Origin of the sequence: Azorhizobium sp. AG788 (assembly GCF_943371865.1) — a bacterium.
Taxonomy (GTDB): Bacteria; Pseudomonadota; Alphaproteobacteria; order Rhizobiales; family Xanthobacteraceae; genus Azorhizobium.
This window is the reverse complement of sequence record NZ_CALRWL010000061.1, coordinates 1-20,024: the sequence shown is the minus strand read 5'-3', so window position 1 is coordinate 20,024 and position 20,024 is coordinate 1. Positions and strand designations below refer to the sequence as shown.

General features: G+C 66.6%; 15 protein-coding genes. 11 read left to right on the top strand and 4 right to left on the bottom strand.

Annotation, left to right across the window (positions count from 1 at the left end):
- Positions 1-220 precede the first annotated feature (220 nt).
- Positions 221-1,645: a glutamate synthase subunit beta gene (locus AAG816_RS24545; RefSeq protein ID WP_341992334.1), complete on the top strand. Its 1,425-nt coding sequence runs from the start codon at positions 221-223 to the stop codon at positions 1,643-1,645.
- A 118-nt stretch (positions 1,646-1,763) separates the two neighbouring features.
- Here the strand turns inward: AAG816_RS24545 and AAG816_RS24540 are convergent, their stop codons facing one another.
- Both AAG816_RS24540 and AAG816_RS24535 read right to left on the bottom strand, forming a co-directional pair.
- Positions 1,764-3,248, bottom strand: a complete 1,485-nt coding sequence (locus tag AAG816_RS24540) for an MFS transporter (RefSeq protein ID WP_341992332.1) — start codon at positions 3,246-3,248, stop codon at positions 1,764-1,766.
- Between the two features lie 181 nt (positions 3,249-3,429).
- The gene (locus tag AAG816_RS24535) at positions 3,430-4,011 is read right to left on the bottom strand and encodes an Ada metal-binding domain-containing protein (RefSeq protein WP_341992331.1); all 582 of its coding nucleotides are present in this window, start codon (positions 4,009-4,011) and stop codon (positions 3,430-3,432) included.
- A gap of 146 nt (positions 4,012-4,157) precedes the next feature.
- Here AAG816_RS24535 and AAG816_RS24530 point away from each other — a divergent pair, with 146 nt between their 5' ends.
- A complete protein-coding gene (locus tag AAG816_RS24530) occupies positions 4,158-5,093 on the top strand; it encodes a DMT family transporter (protein ID WP_341992330.1) in 936 nt (311 codons plus the stop codon).
- On the opposite strand, the gene AAG816_RS24525 is transcribed toward AAG816_RS24530, so the two are convergent.
- The gene (locus tag AAG816_RS24525) at positions 5,081-5,662 is read right to left on the bottom strand and encodes a YqaA family protein (protein WP_341992329.1); all 582 of its coding nucleotides are present in this window, start codon (positions 5,660-5,662) and stop codon (positions 5,081-5,083) included. The genes AAG816_RS24530 and AAG816_RS24525 overlap by 13 nt on opposite strands.
- Positions 5,663-6,279: 617 nt before the next feature.
- Complete coding sequence (locus AAG816_RS24520; RefSeq protein ID WP_341992328.1) at positions 6,280-7,341, bottom strand: 2-dehydropantoate 2-reductase; 1,062 nt, start codon at positions 7,339-7,341, stop codon at positions 6,280-6,282.
- 336 nt (positions 7,342-7,677) lie between these two features.
- Here AAG816_RS24520 and AAG816_RS24515 point away from each other — a divergent pair, with 336 nt between their 5' ends.
- From AAG816_RS24515 to sucC, 9 genes are all read left to right on the top strand, one after another.
- Positions 7,678-8,547: an IclR family transcriptional regulator gene (locus AAG816_RS24515; protein ID WP_341992327.1), complete on the top strand. Its 870-nt coding sequence runs from the start codon at positions 7,678-7,680 to the stop codon at positions 8,545-8,547.
- 541 nt (positions 8,548-9,088) lie between these two features.
- The gene (locus AAG816_RS24510; protein ID WP_341992344.1) at positions 9,089-10,072 is read left to right on the top strand and encodes a tripartite tricarboxylate transporter substrate-binding protein; all 984 of its coding nucleotides are present in this window, start codon (positions 9,089-9,091) and stop codon (positions 10,070-10,072) included.
- A 231-nt stretch (positions 10,073-10,303) separates the two neighbouring features.
- Positions 10,304-10,810, top strand: coding sequence for a tripartite tricarboxylate transporter TctB family protein (locus AAG816_RS24505; RefSeq protein WP_341992326.1), 507 nt, complete (start codon positions 10,304-10,306; stop codon positions 10,808-10,810).
- 297 nt (positions 10,811-11,107) lie between these two features.
- Positions 11,108-12,625 carry a tripartite tricarboxylate transporter permease gene (locus AAG816_RS24500; protein WP_341992325.1) on the top strand — a complete coding sequence of 506 codons (1,518 nt, stop codon included), beginning with the start codon at positions 11,108-11,110 and terminating at the stop codon, positions 12,623-12,625.
- Between the two features lie 270 nt (positions 12,626-12,895).
- Positions 12,896-13,597 (top strand): GntR family transcriptional regulator, encoded by a 702-nt coding sequence (locus AAG816_RS24495; protein WP_341992324.1) that lies wholly within the window; start codon positions 12,896-12,898, stop codon positions 13,595-13,597.
- A gap of 92 nt (positions 13,598-13,689) precedes the next feature.
- Positions 13,690-15,426: an oxalyl-CoA decarboxylase gene (gene oxc, locus AAG816_RS24490; protein ID WP_341992323.1), complete on the top strand. Its 1,737-nt coding sequence runs from the start codon at positions 13,690-13,692 to the stop codon at positions 15,424-15,426.
- A gap of 111 nt (positions 15,427-15,537) precedes the next feature.
- A complete protein-coding gene (gene frc, locus AAG816_RS24485; protein ID WP_341992322.1) occupies positions 15,538-16,818 on the top strand; it encodes a formyl-CoA transferase in 1,281 nt (426 codons plus the stop codon).
- Positions 16,819-17,209: 391 nt separating this feature from the next.
- Entirely contained in the window at positions 17,210-18,460 is a 1,251-nt protein-coding gene (frc, locus tag AAG816_RS24480) for a formyl-CoA transferase (RefSeq protein ID WP_341992321.1), read from the top strand.
- Positions 18,461-18,831: 371 nt separating this feature from the next.
- A partial coding sequence (sucC, locus tag AAG816_RS24475; RefSeq protein WP_341992320.1) for an ADP-forming succinate--CoA ligase subunit beta occupies positions 18,832-20,024 on the top strand: 1,193 nt, incomplete at its 3' end.

Sequence of the window (20,024 nt, the reverse complement as noted above, 5' to 3'; positions counted from 1 at the left end):
ATGCGGGGGAGGGATGGGAGGGGGCGCCGCGGAGCGGCGGCTGCCGGTGTCCTCCCAGCTTTGCCGTCTCCGCTTCGCTCGGCCCCCTCCCCAGCCCTCCCCCGCACGCGGGAGAGGGGGTTAGGGCGCGCCCTGCAAAAGCAGAGTCCTCAAGCTGGAACAATTCTTGTAATGAGCTTCCGCGCGACGCGCGCGATGCGGCTCCGCGGAGGGGTGTCTGATGGGTAAGGTCACGGGGTTTCTGGAGATCGATCGGCACGATCAGAAGTATCAGCCGGCGTCCGATCGTATTCGCCATTTCCGCGAGTTCACCTTGCCGCTGCCGGAGACGGAGGTGGCCAACCAGGCCGCGCGCTGCATGGATTGCGGCATTCCGTTCTGTCATGGCGACACCGGCTGCCCGGTGCACAACCAGATCCCGGACTGGAACGACCTCGTCTATAATGGCGACTGGGAGGAGGCCGCGCGCAACCTCCACTCCACCAACAATTTCCCCGAATTCACCGGCCGCGTCTGCCCCGCCCCGTGCGAGGAAGCCTGCACGCTGAATCTCGAAGACGTGCCGGTGACCATCAAGACGGTGGAACAGGCCATCGCCGACAAGGCGTGGAAGATGGGCTGGATCAAGCCCGAATTGCCCGCCCAGCGCACTGGCCGCTCCGTGGCGGTGGTGGGCTCCGGCCCCGCCGGCATGGCCGCCGCCCAGCAACTGGCCCGCGCCGGCCATGATGTGCATGTGTTCGAGCGCGAGCCCAAGGCCGGTGGCCTGCTGCGCTACGGCATTCCCGACTTCAAGATGGAAAAGCACCACATCGACCGCCGCGTGGCGCAGATGGAGGCCGAGGGCGTCACCTTCCACTACGGTGTGAACGTGGGCGTCACCAAGCCGGTGCAGGAACTGCTGGACAATTACGAGGCCGTGCTGCTGGCCGGCGGCTCGGAAGCCCCGCGCGATCCCAAGCTGCCGGGCCAGGAACTGGAAGGCGTGCATTTCGCCATGCCGTATCTGGTGCAGCAGAACCGCCGCGTGGGCCATGAGGACACCGGTCGCGAGCATCCGCTGCTGGCCTCCGGCCGCCATGTGGTGGTGGTGGGCGGTGGCGACACCGCCTCCGACTGCGTGGGCACCGCCTTCCGCCAGGGCGCCTTGTCGGTGACGCAGCTGGACATCCGCCCGGTGCCGCCCATGAAGGAGAACAAGCTGGCGGTGTGGCCGTTCTGGCCCACCAAGTTCCGCACCTCCTCCTCCCAGGCGGAAGGGGCGGACCGCGAGTTCGCCTGCGCCACCTTGGGCATCGAGGGCCGCAACGGCCGGCTCACCGGGGTGAAGTGCGCCCGCGTCGACCATAACCGCCAGCCTATCCCCGGCACCGAATTCGTGCTGCGGGCGGATCTGGTGTTCCTGGCCATCGGCTTTGCCGCCCCTCTGCACGAGGGCATGGTGGAGCAGTCCGGCGCCGCCTTGGACAAGCGCGGCAACGTCGCGGCCAACGAGACCGACTATCTCACCTCCACCCCCAAGCTCTATGCGGCGGGCGACATGCGTCGCGGCCAGTCCCTGGTGGTGTGGGCGATCCGCGAGGGCCGCCAGGCCGCCCACGCCATCGACAAGGCGCTCATGGGCGCGAGCACGCTGCCGCGCTGAGGCGGCCGCACCGACCTGAATGCGAAACGCCCGGGCGCTTGCACCCGGGCGAGAACCTTTGACGGCGGCTGAACACCGCCCTGCGCGCGTTGACGCGCCGGCGGATGCCGGACCGGCCTCAGCGCAGCGGGCCGCCGATCTTCGCCTCGACCCGGCGCGCCGCCAGCCAGGCGCACAGGCCCGCCAGCACCACCATCACGCCCAGCAGCGGCAGGCAGTCGCGCACCGCGACCAGCATGCCCGGCCCGTCGAAGGACGGGCTCATCTGGGATGTGCCGCTGGGCATGCGCAGGTTCAGCGTCAGCAAAGCCGCGCTACCGGCAACCCCGAGGCTGGTGCCCAGCGCCCGCATCAGGTTCAACAGCGCCCCCGCCGCCCCGGACAGGGCCGCTGGCACGGCCGCGATGGCGACCCCGTTGTTGGGGGCGATGAACAGCCCGAGCCCGGTGCCGAACACCGCAAAGGCGAGGCTGTCGAACAGCCAATGGTGCCCCACCCGTCCCAGCGTGGCGAACAGCAGAACCACGGCGCTCAAGCTCAGCAGCATGGCGGCCATGCCCACACGGTGCCCGCCCAGCCGTTCCTGGACGGCGTGGCTGAACGGCGCGGACAGGCCGATGGCGAGCGGCACGATGGCCAGGTTCAGGCCCGCCATCAGGGGGCTCTCGCCGAAGCCGCGCGCTTCCGCGAACGACATCAGGAAGAACATGGCGGACACCTGCGCATAGCCCAGCATCGCCGCCGCCGCCGCGCTGCGGAAGGCAGGGCTCCGGAACAGAGCGGGATTGATCAGCGGCGCGCGGAAGCGGCGCTCGCGGCGCACCAGGAGCGCCAGCAGCAGCGCGGCGATCGCCACCATGCCGAGGTTGTAGCCGAGGTTGAAGTCCCGTCCGGCGGCATGGTTGAGCGCCGCCACGATCAGTACCAGGGCCGGGCCGATCAGCAATGCCCCGCCCCAGTCGAACACGCGCTCCGGCCGTGCGCCGGTGCTGCGGGGCAGGGTGAGCCAGCCGGCGATGACGGCGGCGGCCCCGAACGGCACCGTGAGCCAGAAGATCCAGCGCCAGCCCAGGGTCTCGATGAGCACGCCGCCGAATACCGGCCCGGCGCTCATGCCCACCGCCTGCGCCGCGGCGAACCAGCCCAGCGCCCGTCCCCGCTGCGCGGGCGAGACCGTATGCACCAGGATCGAGATGCTGTTGGCGCCGAGCAGTGCGCCGCCCAGCCCTTGCAGGAAGCGAAAGGCCAGCAATTGCCAGAACTCGCTCACCACGCCGCACAGCGCGCTGGCGCCGATGAAAATGAGATAGCCGATGATGTAGAGCGTCTTGCGCCCGAACATATCGCACAGCCGCCCGAAGATGGGCAGGAACGCCACGAAGGCCGCCAGATAGGACAGCGTGACCCAGCTCACATGATGGATCGGCTGGTCGAAATACCGCGCCAGGCTCGGCAGGGCCAGTTGCACCACCGTGGCGTCGAACTGGCCGAGGAAGGCGCCGGTCGAGACCAGGCCGACGATCAGCCACGGGTAGCAGGCCTGGCGCTCTAGCCAGGAGAGCGGCGCGGGCTCCGCCGTCAGTCGGGAGAGAAAGGACGACATGCAGGGACCGGAGACAGGGGATGGCGGGCGGGTTTCGGCAACGGCGGCAGACGCGCCGGACGGGGAGGCCACACAGGGCGGTCATCCCACGCCAGACTCACGGTGCGGGGTGCCGCACGCAGCATCGGCGTCCCTAACATGAGGGGCTGTACCAGAATAGGGCGGACGATCGGCCTCGCCATCAGCCCGCTCCACGCAGCGTCCGCCTGATGGCCGTCGGCGGGCGTTTGTAGACGTCCTGAAACACCGCGTTGAAGCGTCTGAGGCTGCCGAAGCCGGATTGCAGCGCCACATCCGTGATCGGCAGGTCCGTTTCCGTGAGCAGGCGCTTGGCTCGCTGCACGCGGGCGGTCTTGGCCACCTGGATCGGGCTCGCGCCCACGTGTTTGCGAAACAAGCGCGACAGATGGCGCGCGCCGACGCCCACGCGCTCCGCCAGTGTCTCCACGGTGGCGTCCGGCGCATCGAGCGCGCCGTCCTCGCGGATGAGCCGGGCGGCGCGTTCAACGATGGTCAGGCTGCCGTTCCAGGCGGGACAGAACGGGGCGGATTCCGGCCGGCAGCGCAGGCAGGGCCGGTAGCCGGCCCGTTCAGCGGCGGCCGCGCTCGGCAGGAACTCCACATTGCGGCGATAGGGCAGGCGCACCGGGCACACGCAGCGGCAATACACCCCCGTCGTGCGCACGCCGATGAAGAACCGGCCGTCGAAACCGGGGTCTCGCTTCAGCCAGGCCTGCTCGCAGATGGAATCGTCCAGACGCATGACCCCATCTTATCGCAACCCTGGGCCCGGAAGGGATGGAGTCCGATTCCGGCGAGCGCCCTGCGCGGTGACGGCCCATGCTGCCGCATGGCGTCAAGCAGGATGACAGGCCAAGGCAGGGTGACAGGATGCGTAAAGCCCCATTCATGAGTGCCGTCGATTGGGTTCTTCTCGTCGCCTTGTCGATGCTGTGGGGCGGCTCGTTCTTCTTCTCAAAGGTCGCGCTGGCAGAGGTGCCGCCCTTGACGGTGGTTCTCGCGCGGGTGGCGATTGCCGCGGTGGGTCTGTTCCTTTATCTGCGCGCCACCCGCCAAGCCCTCCCCGCGACGCTCACCATATGGGCGGCGTTCCTCGGCATGGGGGTGTTGAACAACCTGATCCCCTTCAGCCTGATCTTCTGGAGCCAGACGCAGATCCCCAGCGGCCTGGCCTCGATCCTCATCGCCACCACGCCGATCTTCTCGATCCTGGTGGCGCATGTGCTGACCACCGACGAGCGGATGACGCCCGCCAAGGGCGCGGGAATCCTTCTGGGCTTTGCGGGCGTGGCGCTGCTGATGGTCGGCAATCTGTTTCAGGCGGGGGCGATTCCCGTCCTCGCGGTGCTCGCCTGCCTTGGGGCGGCCTTGTCCTATGGCTTTGCCGGCGTGTTTGGCCGGCGGTTCCGCCGCATGGGCATCGCGCCCGCCACCGTCGCATTCGGGCAGGTCGCCGCAACCACAATCCTGATGCTACCGATCGCCGGACTCGTCGATGCCCCATGGCATCTGGCCATGCCGAGCCTGACCACCCTGGGCGCCCTGGTGGGATTGGGGCTGCTCTCGACGGCGCTGGCTTACATCATCTTCTTTCATATCCTCGCCGTGGGCGGGGCGATCAACAGTTCACTGGTGACCTTGCTGGTGCCGGTGAGCGCCATCCTTCTTGGATCCGTGTTTCTGGGCGAGACGCTGGCGCTCAATCATTTTGCCGGCATGGCCCTGATCTCCCTGGGCATGCTGTCCATCGACGGGCGGGTGTTCCGATGGCTGCGCAAGGGCAGGCCCGAGGGGGCTGCCGCTGCGCCCCGTCAGATCACATAGGCCGCCGCCAGCAGGCCCAGCACCACCACCGCAAAAAGGCCGAGGGTGACCAGGCCGAGACGCTTCTCGATGAAATTGCGCGCCGCCGGTCCGAAATTGCGCAGCAGTGCCGCCAGCAGGAAGAAGCGGGCGCCGCGGGTGATCACGGAGAGCACCACGAACCAGAACAGATTGTAGTCCGCAAACCCCGAGGTGATGGTCACCAGCTTGAACGGGATGGGGGTGAGGCCCTTCAGCAGGATCACCCAATGGCCGTAATGGGCATAAGCGGCGCGGAAGGTGTCCACCTTGGCGCCGTAGCCATAGAGGTTGATCAGCCACTGCCCGAGGCTGTCATAGAGCAGCGCGCCGATGGCATAGCCCACCAGCCCACCGGCCACCGAGCTCAAGGTGGCGATCAGCGCATATTCCCAGGCCTTCTCCGGCCGGGCCAGCGTCATGGGCACCTGGAGCACGTCGGGCGGGATCGGGAAGATCGAGCTTTCCGTGAACGCGACAATGCCGAGCGCCCATGGCGCCGAGGGGCGGGCCGAATAGGCGATCACCCAATCATAGAGCTTGCGAAGCATGGCCATCTTTGTGCTGGAGATGAGCGGATCTAGACGGGTGCCGACGGCATGTCCAGCGCGGCGGTGTGCCCGGCGGGCCACAGCGGCCGGGCACGTCACGTTTGATCAAGCTTAATGGCGGAAGCGTGGGAACACTGTGGCGGGCCTGAGCATTAACTCTCCCGAATGGCAGCCGCATTCCGCCGCATCTCTGAAGGCGGAATTAACGTCTTGCCAACGGTTCCATGGGACCTTGCCCCTCAAGCGCCGCGCCCCCAGAGCCGGCCTTAATCTGAAGAGACCCGCCATGTTGAAGCGTATCGCCGTGTTTGCTGTTCTGGTCCTGGGCTATGCGGTTAGCGGCGTTCTGCTCAGCTCGGGCAGCATCAATGCCGCCGGCCCGACCGCGGTCGCCGCATCGAAATGAGGCGCTGAGCCGGCCAAAAAAGTGCCGGCGTCCCGTCAGGGGCGCCGGCGCAGTTGGCTTGGAGGTCGTCACCTGTCCGGCGCCATGCCGGATCACCGCCGCCGAAGCGACGCTGATAGAAACCGCGCCCATCATCCCCTGAGGCTTGCAGCCGAGGGTTGCGGCGGCGCCGCGGGGCCTTCGCCGGTCCCGCGCCGCGCCATGACTGCATTCAGTGCCGCGCGGCGACCTTGGGGGCTTCCGCGTGCAGGTCCGCGGCGCGCAGGTCGGCGGCGGTCAGCGGCGGGGTCGCCAGATGATCGCCCAGGCCCGCCACGGCGGCGCGCTGGCGCACCAGAGCCAGCACCACGTCGAGGGTCGGGGTGGGTACATCCACCAGCCGCCCCATTTCCTGCACCACCGACACCAAGGGATCGATTTCCATGGGCCGGCTGCGCTCCAGGTCCTGGAGCATGGAGGTCTTGTGGGCGCCCACCGCGCCGGCGCCATTGATGCGGCGCTCCACATCCACCCGGAAGGTGACGCCGAGGCGGGTGGCGATGATCTGGGCTTCCAGCATCATGGCCTTGGCCACCGAGCGGGTGTCGGGATCGCTGGCGATCACATCCAGGGTGGCGTGGGTGAGGGCGCTGATGGGATTGAAGCAGAGGTTGCCCCACAGCTTCAGCCACATCTCGTCGCGGATATGCGGGGTGATGGGCGCGCGCAGGCCGGCGGAATTCATCAGGGCGCTGAGGCGCTCGATGCGCGTGGTGCTCTCGCCGGAGGGCTCGCCCAGGGGGAACTTGTCGCCATAGATGTGCTGGATCACGCCGGGCGCCACCACTTCGGTGGCCGGATAGACGATGCAGCCGATGGCGCGCTCGGGGCCGAGCACGTTCCACTGCTTGCCGCCCGGATCGATGCTCTCCAGGGTGCGGCCTTCCAGCGGGCCGCCGTGCTTGTAGAAATACCAGTAGGGCACGCCGTTCACGGCGGTGACGACGCTGGTGTCATTGCCCAGCAGCGGGCGCATCTGGTCCACCACGCCCGGCACCGAATGGGCTTTCAGCGAGATGAAGATGTAGTCCTGCGGGCCGAGGTCGGCGGGATTGTCACTGGCGCGCACCCGGGCGACGCGCTCTTCGCCATCGATGAGCAGCTTCACGCCATTGGCGCGCATGGCCTCCAGATGGGCGCCGCGCGCCACCAGGCTCACGTCCGCGCCCGCGAGGGCCATCTGCACGCCGAGGTATCCCCCGATGGCGCCCGCCCCGTAAATGCACACTTTCATTCTGGCGTCTCCTCGTATTCTGGATGGCGTATTATGTATGCCAGTGTTTAAGGCAGCCCGCGTCCTTGAGGACATCTGCGATCAGAATACATATGAGAAATGTTTCCGTAACGTGGAAAAATGTCACACGGGGCAAAAACCTATATTGCACGCCATGTTCCCGCCGGTGCGGGGGGCCAGGGCGCCGCATGGGGCGCGCCCGTCCCCTCATCTGGCCGCCGGGTTCGGCGGTGTGGACAGGTCCCCTTGAAATGCGCCGGTCCGGCCAAGATTTATGCGAGGATCGGTTGCTGAGCCGGAATCGGTCAGGGCAGCCGGGACTCTCGGAGGCGGGACATGGGGACGGACGGGCGCATGGTCGATACGGAATTCACCCCGCGCCGCCGCGGCCGGCCGGCGTCCACCTCGCCGGAGGGCGGCTCCGAGGTCCAGTCCCTGGACCGGGCCATCGCTTTGCTGCGGGTGCTGGCGGAAGCGGACGGCATGAGCTTGAGCGACATTGCCCGCACCGCCGAACTGCCCGCCTCCACGGTGCATCGCCTGCTGGCCACCTTGCAGAAGCGGCAACTGGTCAATCATGACGCGGAGAACGGCCTGTGGACCGTGGGCCTCGGCCTGTTCCGCATCGGCGCCGCTTACTTGCGCATCCGCAAATTGCCGGACATCGGCCGCCCGGTGATCCGCCGCCTGCTGCATGAGACCGACGAGACGGTGAATCTCACCATGTTCGACGGCAATGAACTGGTGGTGGTGGGGCAGGCGGAAGGCCATTCCAGCGTCCGCGCCTTCTTCCGCCTCGGCCTGCGCCTGCCGCTGCACGCCAGCGCCGCCGGCAAATGCGTGCTGGCCGCCGCCAGTCCGGCGTTTCGCGGCGGGCTGCTGGCCCAGGTGCGCTACGAGGCGTTCGCCGCCCGCACCCATCGCACCGAACGCGCGCTCATGGACGACGTCACCCTGACCGCCGAGCGCGGCTATGCGGTGGATGACGAGGAACACACCACTGGCATGCGGGCGGTGGCGGCGGCGATCTTCAATGAATGGCGCGAGCCCATCGGCGCGGTGTCGGTGTCCGGGCCGGCGGTGCGTCTCACCGACGACCGGCTGGAGCGGCTGGGGCGCCGCGTGGTGGCCGCCGCCGACCAGATGACCCGGCTCTATTCCGGCGCCGACGAAACCCTGCCGCCCGAGTTCGCCACTTATCGGTGACGCTGGTCGGTGAGGCGCGCGGGTCGGTGAGGCGCGCGGGTCGCGCGCCATGCGCATGCGGGCCTGCGCAGCGGCCCCGCTGCCGCTTCAGCCCGATTGCTTCAGCCGGACCGGGGAGCCGGTGTCACGCCTGGGGGCCGCGCGCCGCGCAACCGCCCGAACGGTGGGCCGGTTGGCGGCATTTGAAGGGACAGTTCTGCTGTCCTTCTTGCTCCTGAAATACTGAATTATGTATCTCAAGTAATGTAATGCAGCGCACAACATTCTTTACACCGAAATTCGTTGCGTCAGGTTAGCGCACATCATAGGTTGATCCCAGCATTCCTCAGCGGAATGGTGACCTTCGAGAGTCACGCTGACGAGAACGACCCGCAAAGCGAATACTCAAGCTGCGGGCGATGCCGGGAGGGACGATCACATGCACATGGCGTTTGCGCGCACACTGAAACATCTGGCCGCCAAACATCTGGCCCCCAAACAGTCCACCACCAAGCATTCGACCGCAAAACATTCGACCGCCAAACATCTGGCCGCCGGCCTGATGGCGGCGGCGGCCCTGGCGCCCGCGGCCATGCCGTCGTCGGCGGCTGCGGCCCCCTGGGAGCCCACCAAGACCGTGGAGTTCATCGTGCCCGCCGGCACCGGCGGCGGCGCCGACCAGATGGCCCGCATGGTCCAGGGCATCATCCAGAAGCACAGCCTGATGAAGCAGTCGCTGGTGGTCATCAACAAGTCCGGTGGCGCCGGGGCCGAGGGCTTCCTCGACATGAAGGGCTCCAGCGGCAACCCGCACAAGATCGTCATCACCCTGTCCAACCTGTTCACCACGCCTTTGGCCACCGGCGTGCCGTTCAAATGGGACGAGCTCACCCCCATCTCCATGCTGGCGCTGGACGAATTCATCCTGTGGGTGAACGCCAAGGCGCCCTATGACGATGTGAAGGGCTATCTGGCCGCGCTCACCGCCGCCGGCCCCGGCAGCGAATTCAAGATGGGCGGCACCGGCTCCAAGCAGGAAGACCAGATCATCACCGCTGCCATTGAGCAGAAGACCAAGACCAAGTTCATCTACGTGCCCTACAAGGGCGGCGGCGACGTGGCGGCGCAACTGGTGGGTGGCCACGTCACCTCCAGCGTCAACAATCCCATCGAGGCGGTGTCGCAATGGCGGGCCGGCGAACTGAAGCCGCTGTGCGTGTTCGACACCGTGCGGCTGCCCTATCCCGAGCCCGTGGCCAGCGGCAAGTCCTGGGCCGATGTGCCCACCTGCAAGGAAGCCGGGCTGGACATCGAGTATCTGATGCTGCGCGGCATCTTCGGCGCCCCCCGCATCACCCCGGAGCAGGTGGCCTATTATGTGGAGCTGTTCCGCCGGGTGCGTGAGACGCCGGAGTGGAAGGACTTCATGCAGAAGGGCGCCTTCAACACCAGCGCGCTCACCGGCGCCGAATACAAGGCCTGGCTGGGCAAGGCGGCGGAGAGCCACCGCTCGCTGATGGAAACCGCCGGCTTCATCGCCAAATAGGCGTCGCCGGGCGGCGGGCCGCGGGCCGGCCCGCCAGCATTCGTGACCTGCGTCCGGCGGCGTGTCGCTCGCCGGACGCGCAGCGGCCTCAGGGGCCAGGCAAGGGCAAGGGCAAAGCGGCTCTGGACCTTCGCTGGACCGCGCGCGGGCCTTGCGTCCGCCGCGCCGCGCGCAGGGGCGGCGCGAGACTGCGGTCCCCCCTCTCGATTCCACCTTTCGCGGAGAGCACGCATGACGGCGGAGAACCCGGCGACCGAACATACGGTCACCCGCAGGACCATGGAGATCGTGGTGGCGCTGGCCCTGATGGGCGTGGCGGCCCTGGTGATGACCGATAGCTGGCGGGTCGGCGCCCGCTGGGCCAGCGATGGCCCGCAGGCCGGCTATTTCCCCTTCTACATCGGCCTCATCATGATGGTGGCGAGCGGCTGGACGGTGCTCCAGAACATCATCACCAAGCATCCTGACCGGGCCAACTTCGTGGATCGCACCCAGTTTCGTTCGGTGCTCCAGGTGCTGGTGCCCACCATCGTCTATGTGGGGGTGATTTCCCTGCTGGGCATCTATGTGGCCTCGGCGATCTTCATCGCCTTCTTCATGTGGTGGCTGGGCAAGTACAAGCTGCCGCTCATCCTGCCCGTGGCGCTGGGTGTGCCGCTGGTGTTGTTCGTGATGTTCGAGGTGTGGTTCCTGGTGCCACTGCCCAAGGGCCCGCTGGAGACCGCGTTCGGCTACTGACCGGCGCCCATCGCCGGCGCGTTCGTCCCACCGCCAGCCGGTGCCGTTTCACGGCCCGGCGGGACGCACCCGCCAGAGGCATCTGCGCCAGAGCACACGCACCGGGGGACATGCACCCGGTGCCGCAATCCAACGTCACGCAAGGCAAGGCGAGGGGCCGCTCGCAATACCGACGGCCACTCGTCCGGAACACCGGCAGTCCAAGACGCCGACAGTCCAAGACATCGAAAAGACACCGACAGTCATCGTGCGCGTGCCAGCAGACGCTCCAGACGTTGCGGCACAGGGGAGGGGTCCGTGGAAGCGCTTTCATCTTTGATCGCCGGATTTGGCGTCCTCGCTGATCCAATGAACATCGTCTATATGTTCGTCGGCATCATGCTCGGCGTGCTCATCGGCGTCTTGCCGGGGCTCGGGGGCGCCAATGGCGTCGCCATCCTGCTGCCGCTGACCTTCTCCATGTCGCCGGTGTCGGCGATCATCATGCTGTCCTCCATCTATTGGGGGGCGCTGTTCGGCGGCGCCATCACCTCCATCCTGTTCAATATTCCAGGGGAGCCATGGTCGGTGGCCACCACCTTCGACGGCCATCCCATGGCGCAGAAGGGCAAGGCGGGCGAGGCGCTGACCGGGGCCTTCACCGGCTCGTTCATCGGCGCCTTCATCGCGGTGCTGCTGATCACCTTCCTGGCGCCGGTGATCGCGCGGTTTGCGCTGCAATTCGGGCCGGCGGAATTCTTCGCGGTCTATCTTTTGACCTTCTGTTCGTTCGTGGGCATGGGCAAGGAAGCGCCCATGAAGGTGCTGGCGGCCATGACGCTGGGCTTTGCCCTGGCGGCGGTGGGCATCGACACCGTCACCGGCCAGCTGCGCATGACCTTCGGCTCGGTGGAACTGCTGCGCGGCTTCGACTTCCTGGTGGCGGTCATCGGCCTGTTCGGGGTCGGCGAGATCCTGCTGACCATGGAGGAGGGGCTGGCCTTCAAGGGCAAGAGCGCCGCCATCAACGCCCGCGTGGTGCTGGACACCTGGAAGAAGCTGCCGAAATTCTGGGTGGGCTGCCTGCGCTCGGCGGCGGTGGGCTGCTGGATGGGCATCACCCCCGGCGGCGCCACGCCCGCTTCCTTCATGAGCTATGGCCTCGCCAAGCGTTTCTCCAAGCGCGGCCATGAGTTCGGCAAGGGCGAACTGGAAGGGGTGGTGATGCCCGAGGTGGCGGCCCATGCGGCCGGCACCAGCGCCTTGCTGCCCATGCTGACGCTCGGCATTCCCGGCTCGCCCACGGCGGCGGTCCTGCTGGGCGGCCTGTTGATCTGGGGCCTGCAGCCCGGCCCGCTGCTGTTCGTGGAGCAGAAGGACTTCGTGTGGGGCCTCATCGCCTCGATCTATCTGGGCAATATCGCCGGCCTGATCGTGGTGCTGACCACCGTGCCTCTGTTCGCCGCCATCCTGCGGGTGCCGTTCAGCGTCATCGCCCCGATCATTTTGGTGATCTGCGCGGTGGGGGCCTACACCGTTCACAATGCCGCCATGGATATTGCGGTGATGCTGGTGTTCGGCGTGGTCGGCTATCTGTTCAAGAAGCTGGACTATCCCCTGGCGCCGCTGGTTCTGGCGCTGGTGCTGGGCGACATGGCGGAAAGCTCGTTCCGCCAGGCCATGCTGGTGTCCCAGGGCCATCTCGGCATCTTCTGGTCCAACCCGCTGGTGGGCACCATCGTCACCCTGGCTCTGGTGATGCTGTTCTGGCCGATCATCGCCAAGGTGATGAACCGCCTGTTCCCCGGCCGCGCCAAGGCCGCCGCGGCGGAATGATCCGGCCGGCGGCGCCTCGGGCGCCGCCGGCCACCGGCTACGCCAGCCCTGTTTTGGCGCCGTTCCGGCCCGGCTCGCGCCCCGCGCCCGGGCACCCCTGGCGGCAACCGACCCTTCGCAAAGCCGCACAGCAACACGGTTTTTGCTGCAATGCGCAATTTTTTCCGCCGGCGCCGGGGATTGCGTCCCCCTTCCGCATACAGTACACAGTATTTCACCGACGGCATGCGCCCGCTAGAAGGCGCTGCCACAGGGAAGGGAACAGGCCTCGTGGATCAGGTCGCAGAAACGCCAAAGCTCAATGTCGAGCCCCTCGGGGCGAGTTCGAGCCTGCGCGCCCTGGCTTACGATGCGCTCAAGCGAGCCATCACCGAAATGGACATCTACGGCAGCAATACCGATTTCCGGCTGGACGAGCGTCAGCTCTCCGAGGATCTCGGCGTGAGCCGCACCCCCATTCGGGAAGCCATGACCGTGCTGGAGCAGGAAGGCTTCGTGCGCTCGGTGCCCCGCCGCGGCATCTTCGTGGTGCGCAAGACCAAGCGCCAGCTGCTGGAGATGATCACCGTGTGGGCCGCGCTGGAGAGCATGGCCGCGCGCCTCGCCGCCACCCACGCCTCGCCGGCCGAACTGAAGGGCCTGCGGCGGCTGTTCAATGAATTCGAGCGCGAGCCTCTGGCCGCGCATGTGCACGAATATTCCCAAGCCAATATCGTGTTCCATCAGGCGGTGATCCGCATGGGCGGCAACGCCCTCATCGTCGATATGACCGAGAATCTGTTCCTGCACATGCGCGCCATCCGCGCGGTGTCGATCCGGCAGGAAAATCGGTTCGAAGCCTCCATGCGCGAGCACATGGCGATCATCGACGCGCTGGAGCGGCGCGATCCCGATCTCGCCGAGCGCCTGGTGCGCGAGCACACCATGGGCCTTGCGGCCCATGTGGAGAAGCACGGCGTGTTTCCAGAATAACCCTGGGGCCAGCGCACGCGTCGTGCGGCCCTGAGTTCGAAGAAAACTGCAACCACAACGGTACAGTCAAAGATTTTCCGGGAGGAAGCGGAATGTCCGCAGTAGCACAGAGAGTTGATGCCGAAGTCGCCGTGGAGCAGGAGCTGACCGATGGCTTCCATCTGGTCATCGATGCTCTCAAGCTGAACGGCATCGAGACCATCTACGGCGTTCCGGGCATTCCGATCACGGATCTCGGCCGCATGTGCCAGGCCGAGGGTATCCGCGTCATCTCCTTCCGCCACGAGCAGAATGCGGGCAATGCGGCCGCCATCGCCGGCTTCATCACCAAGAAGCCCGGCATCTGCCTCACGGTGTCCGCGCCCGGCTTCCTGAACGGCCTGACCGCGCTGGCCAACGCCACCACCAACTGCTTCCCGATGATCCTCATCTCGGGTTCGTCCGAGCGCGAGATCGTCGATCTCCAGCAGGGCGACTATGAGGAGATGGACCAGCTGGCCATCGCCAAGCCGCTGTGCAAGGCCGCCTTCCGCGTGCTGCACGCCGCCGACATCGGCATCGGCGTCGCCCGCGCCATCCGCGCCGCGGTCTCCGGCCGTCCGGGCGGCGTCTATCTCGATCTGCCCGCCAAATTGTTCTCCCAGGTGATGGACGCCGCCGCCGGCGAAAAGTCGCTGGTGAAGGTCATCGACGCCGCCCCCGAGCAGATCCCCGGCGCCGCCGCCGTGGACCGGGCCATCGAGCTGCTCAAGAGCGCCAAGCGCCCGCTGATCGTGCTCGGCAAAGGCGCGGCCTATGCCCAGGCCGATGACGCCATCCGCGCCTTGGTGGAAAAGAGCGGCATTCCCTTCCTGCCCATGTCCATGGCCAAGGGCCTGCTGCCGGACACCCATCCCCAGTCGGCGGGCGCGGCGCGCTCCACCGCGCTGAAGGACAGCGACGTGGTGCTGCTGCTCGGCGCCCGGCTCAACTGGCTGCTCTCCCACGGCAAGGGCAAGACCTGGGGCGAGCCCGGCTCGAAGAAGTTCATCCAGGTGGACATCGAGCCCAAGGAAATGGATAGCAACGTCGAGATCGCCGCGCCCCTGGTGGGCGACATCGGCTCGGTGGTGAATGCGCTGCTGGCCCGCATCGACGGCAACTGGACCCCGGCTCCGGCCGATTGGGTGGAGAGCATCCGCTCCAAGAAGGAAGCCAACATCGCCAAGATGGCGCCGAAGCTTCTGAAGAATTCCGCCCCCATGGACTTCCACAGCGCGCTCGGCGCCCTGAAGAACGTCATCAAGGAGCGGCCCGATGCCATGCTGGTGAATGAGGGCGCCAACACCCTCGATCTCGCCCGCGGCATCATCGACATGTACCAGCCGCGCAAGCGCCTGGACGTGGGCACCTGGGGCGTGATGGGCATCGGCATGGGCTTTGCCATCGCCGCGGCGGTGGAAACCGGCAAGCCGGTGCTGGCGGTGGAAGGCGACAGCGCCTTCGGCTTCTCCGGCATGGAGGTGGAGACCATCTGCCGCTACAATTTGCCGGTCTGCATCGTCATCTTCAACAATAACGGCATCTATCGCGGCCTCGACACCGACCCGACGGGTCGTGATCCCGGCACCACGGTGTTCGTGAAGAACGCCCGCTACGACAAGATGATGGAAGCCTTCGGCGGTGAGGGCGTCAACGTCACCACCCCGGACGAGCTCTATCGCGCGGTTTCCGCCGCCATGGATAGCGGTAAGCCGACGCTCATCAATGCCGAGATCGATCCTGCCGCCGGCAGCGAGAGCGGCAACATCGGCAGCTTGAACCCGCAAAGCGTGGTCAAGAAGAAGTAGGCCGAGCGACGAACCGGGCGGGGCTTTGGCCCCGCCCTCCTCTCCACCCGCGTCACCAACGAAGAGACCAAGCGTTGCTTAAGGCGCGTGCGGAAAGGACATGAGGATCCCATGGGCAAGGCATTAGACGGCGTCCGCATTCTGGACTTCACCCACGTGCAATCGGGGCCGACCTGCACCCAGCTGCTGGCCTGGTTCGGCGCCGACGTGATCAAGGTGGAACGCCCCGGCGAGGGGGATGTCACCCGCACCCAGCTGCGCGACATTCCCAATGCCGACAGCCTCTATTTCACCATGCTCAATTCCAACAAGCGCTCCATCACCCTCGACACCAAGAATCCCGAGGGGAAGAAGGTGCTCGAAGACCTGGTGAAGGTCTGCGACGTGCTGGTGGAGAATTTCGCTCCCGGTGCGCTGGATCGCATGGGATTTACCTGGGAGCATCTGCAAAGCCTCAATCCGCGCCTGATCCTGGCCTCGGTGAAGGGCTTCGGCGCCGGCCCGTTCGAGGACTGCAAGGTCTATGAGAATGTGGCCCAGTGCACCGGCGGCGCTGCCTCCACCACCGGCTTTCGCGACGGCCTGCCGCTGGTGAGCGGCGCGCAACTGGGCGACAGCGGCACCGGCCTGCATCTGGCGCTGGGCATCGTCACCGCTTTGTACCAGCGCGAACAGACCGGGCGCGGCCAGAAGGTGCTGGCGGCCATGCAGGACAGCGTGCTGAATCTGTGCCGGGTGAAGGTGCGCGACCAGCAGCGCCTGCAGCGCGGCCCGCTGCGCGAATACAGCCAGTATGGCGAAGGCATTCCGTTCGGCGACGCGGTGCCGCGCGCCGGCAACGATTCCGGCGGCGGCCAGCCGGGCCGCATCCTCAAATGCAAAGGCTGGGAGACCGATCCCAACGCCTACATCTATTTCATCACCCAGGCGCCGGTGTGGGACAAGATCTGCGACGTCATCCACGCACCCGAGTGGAAGACCGACCCGGACTACACCTCCGCTGCCGCGCGCCTGCCGCATCTCAATGAGATCTTCACCCGCGTCGAGGCGTGGACCATGGCCCACACCAAGTTCGAGGCCATGGAGATCCTCAACCGCTACGACATTCCGTGCGGGCCGATCCTCTCCATGAAGGAGATCATCACCGACGAATCCCTGTTCGCCACGGGGACGCTGGTGGAAGTGGATCATCCGGTGCGCGGCACCTACCTCACGGTGGGCAACCCCATCAAGCTCTCCGACAATGACGTGCCGGTGGAGCGCTCGCCGCTGCTGGGCGAGCATACCGACGAGGTGCTCGCCTCCGTGCTGGGCTTTGATGCCGACCGCATCGCCCAGGTGAAGAATTCCGGCGCCATTGGCGCGCAACCCGTGCGCCAAGCCGCCGAATGAGATCGCCCTTTGCGGACGATCCCTTCGGGATTGTCCGCGCCGCATCGGCCTTCGGGTCGGGCAGGGGCGTTGAGTGCGGGACACACAGTCCCGAGGGCACGGCCCGGCCGACCTGGATCTCCAGGCCGGTGGGCGGTTCGGCGGCTCTCCCGCAAGGGGCGGCCAACGGGCGGCGATCCGGCCCGGATGCGTGACGAGACCTTGAGTTCGGCTAAGCCAAAGGAAAGTGGGCCATGTCCGGTGCGATCGGTTCTCTTCTGCAAACGGGTGCGGTGGACGATGCCGCCGTCATGACGTGTCGTGACCACAGGTGTCGTGACCAGGCAATGCGCCGCGCGTGACCCCGCCATGAGGGGCGTACGCGGCAAGTTTCGTTGAAAGGGAGATCCACATGTCCAAGCCACTCGAGGGTATCAAGATCATCGACTTCACCCACGTGCAGGCGGGCCCCGCTTGCACGCAGCTGCTGGCGTGGTTTGGCGCCGACGTGATCAAGGTGGAACGTCCCGGCTCCGGCGACGTCACCCGTGGCCAGCTGCGCGACATCAGCAATGCCGATGCGCTCTATTTCACCATGCTGAACTCCAATAAGCGTTCGCTCACCCTCGACACCAAGACCGCCGAGGGCAAGGAAGTCCTGACCAAGCTCATCAAGGAAAGCGACGTCCTGGTGGAGAATTTCGGTCCGGGCGCGCTGGACCGCATGGGCTTCACCTGGGAGCACATCAAGGAGCTGAACCCGGGCATGATCGTCGCCTCGGTGAAGGGCTTCTCCGACGGCCATCACTATGAAGACCTGAAGGTCTATGAGAACGTGGCCCAGTGCGCCGGCGGCGCCGCCTCCACCACCGGCTTCTGGGACGGCCCCCCCACCGTATCGGCGGCCGCGCTGGGTGACTCGAACACCGGCATGCATCTGGCCATCGGCATCCTCACGGCGCTGCATGCCAAGAACAAGACCGGCAAGGGCCAGAAGGTCGCCGTGTCCATGCAGGACGCGGTCATCAATCTCTGCCGCGTCAAGCTGCGCGACCAGCAGCGCCTGGAGCGCGTGGGCTATCTGGAAGAATATCCCCAGTACCCCCACGGCACGTTCTCGGACGTGGTGCCGCGCGGCGGCAATGCGGGCGGCGGCGGTCAGCCGGGCTGGGTGCTGAAGTGCAAGGGCTGGGAGACCGATCCCAACGCTTATATCTACTTCACCATCCAGGGCCATGCCTGGGCGCCGATCTGCAAGGCGCTGGGCAAGGAAGAGTGGATTAACGATCCGGCCTACAACACCGCCGAAGCCCGCCAGGACAAGATCTTCGACATCTTCGCCACCATCGAAGCCTGGCTCGCCGACAAGACCAAGTTCGAGGCGGTGGATATCCTGCGCAAGTTCGATATCCCCTGCGCCCCGGTGCTCACCATGAAGGAGATCGCCAACGATCCGTCGCTGCGTGAGAGCGGCACCATCGTGGAAGTGGATCACAAGCAGCGCGGCAAGTATCTCACCGTCGGCTCGCCCATCAAGTTCTCGGACATGACGGTGGAAATCACCGGCTCGCCGCTGCTGGGTGAACACACCGACGAAGTGCTGGCCGACCTCGGCTATTCCGCCGACCAGATCAAGGCCCTGCACGAAGCTCGCGCGGTCTGATGTCTCCGCCGCCCGGTTGCGGGCGGCTCTCTTCGGCCCGGCGCGCGTCAGTGCGCCGGGCCTTCTTATCCTGACGCCGGGTCGCTCCGCGGCGTCATTGTCCAAGCCTGATGCCGGATGAGGCGTCTCCCTTGCGGGAGGGCCTGAGGCCTGCGCCGCACAGCGGCCCCGACCCTCATTCGCGAAGAGTTCTGCGCCGCTGCGGCGCACCCCGTGCGGTTCGCCCGGCACCCTGTGGCGACCCTGCTGTTCGCCTGCTCATCTTAGATCCGCCATGGCGTCACGCCGTCGGCATCCACCCGGTCGCGGTGGGCCGCGTGCGCCAATGAGCGTGCCGCCGCCCGTCCGCGCCAGCCAGACGGGGACGCCCCATGAACATCCACGAGTATCAGGCCAAAGCGCTGCTGAAGACCTACGGCGCGCCGGTGTCGCGCGGCGTGCCGGTGCTCAAAGCCGAAGATGCGGAAGCCGCCGCGCGGGATCTGGGCGGCCCCATCTGGGTGGTGAAATCCCAGATCCATGCAGGCGGTCGCGGCAAGGGCAAGTTCAAGGAGCAAGCCGCCGGTGAGAAGGGCGGCGTGCGCCTTGCCAAGTCGGTGGAGGAGGTGAAGACCTTCGTTGAACAGATGCTGGGCAACACCCTGGTGACGGTGCAGACGGGGCCGGCGGGCAAGCAGGTGAACCGGCTCTATATCGAGGACGGCTCGGCGATTGCGCGGGAGTTCTACCTCTCGCTGCTGGTGGATCGCACCACCGCGCGGGTCTCGTTTGTCGTGTCCACCGAAGGCGGCATGGACATTGAGGAGGTGGCCCACCATAGCCCGGAGAAGATCGTTTCCTTCTCGGTAGATCCGGCCACCGGCATCCAGCCGTTCCACGGGCGCAAAGTGGCCGACGCGCTCGGCCTGTCGGGCGACCCCGCCAAGCAGGCCGGCCAGCTGACGCAGGTGCTCTACACCGCGTTTGTCGACACCGACATGGCGATGCTGGAGATCAATCCCCTGATCCTCGGCACCAACGGAAAGCTCACCGTGCTGGACGCCAAGGTGACGTTCGATTCCAACGCGCTGTTCCGCCATCCACAGCTGCTGGACCTGCGCGACGAGACCGAGGAAGACGCCAAGGAAATCGAGGCCTCCAAGTACGACCTGGCCTACATCGCGCTCGACGGCACCATTGGCTGCATGGTGAACGGCGCCGGTCTCGCCATGGCGACGCTGGACATCATCAAGCTCTATGGCGAAGAGCCGGCCAACTTCCTCGACGTGGGCGGCGGCGCCACCGAGGAGAAGGTGACGGCGGCGTTCAAGATCATCACCTCGGACCCGTCCGTGAAGGGCATCCTGGTGAATATCTTCGGCGGCATCATGAAGTGCGACGTGATCGCCCGCGGCGTGATCGCGGCGGTCACCGCCGTGGGGCTGAAGGTGCCTTTGGTGGTGCGCCTGGAAGGCACCAATGTGGAGCAGGGCAAGCAGATCATCCGCGACAGCGGCCTGAACGTGATCCCCGCCGATGATCTGGATGATGCGGCGCAGAAGATCGTCGCGGCCGTGAAGAAGGA

Bases quoted from the DNA above. Each gene is read 5' to 3' on its own strand.
- AAG816_RS24510 (WP_341992344.1), top strand. From the start codon at position 9,089: ATGGCGGCGGCGGCCCTGGCGCCCGCGGCCATGCCGTCGTCGGCGGCT.
- oxc (WP_341992323.1), top strand. From the start codon at position 13,690: ATGTCCGCAGTAGCACAGAGAGTTGATGCCGAAGTCGCCGTGGAGCAG.
- AAG816_RS24525 (WP_341992329.1), bottom strand. From the start codon at position 5,662: ATGCTTCGCAAGCTCTATGATTGGGTGATCGCCTATTCGGCCCGCCCC.
- AAG816_RS24545 (WP_341992334.1), top strand. From the start codon at position 221: ATGGGTAAGGTCACGGGGTTTCTGGAGATCGATCGGCACGATCAGAAG.
- AAG816_RS24535 (WP_341992331.1), bottom strand. From the start codon at position 4,011: ATGCGTCTGGACGATTCCATCTGCGAGCAGGCCTGGCTGAAGCGAGAC.
- AAG816_RS24515 (WP_341992327.1), top strand. From the start codon at position 7,678: ATGGGGACGGACGGGCGCATGGTCGATACGGAATTCACCCCGCGCCGC.
- frc (WP_341992321.1), top strand. From the start codon at position 17,210: ATGTCCAAGCCACTCGAGGGTATCAAGATCATCGACTTCACCCACGTG.
- AAG816_RS24505 (WP_341992326.1), top strand. From the start codon at position 10,304: ATGACGGCGGAGAACCCGGCGACCGAACATACGGTCACCCGCAGGACC.
- frc (WP_341992322.1), top strand. From the start codon at position 15,538: ATGGGCAAGGCATTAGACGGCGTCCGCATTCTGGACTTCACCCACGTG.
- AAG816_RS24520 (WP_341992328.1), bottom strand. From the start codon at position 7,341: ATGAAAGTGTGCATTTACGGGGCGGGCGCCATCGGGGGATACCTCGGC.
- AAG816_RS24540 (WP_341992332.1), bottom strand. From the start codon at position 3,248: ATGTCGTCCTTTCTCTCCCGACTGACGGCGGAGCCCGCGCCGCTCTCC.
- AAG816_RS24530 (WP_341992330.1), top strand. From the start codon at position 4,158: ATGAGTGCCGTCGATTGGGTTCTTCTCGTCGCCTTGTCGATGCTGTGG.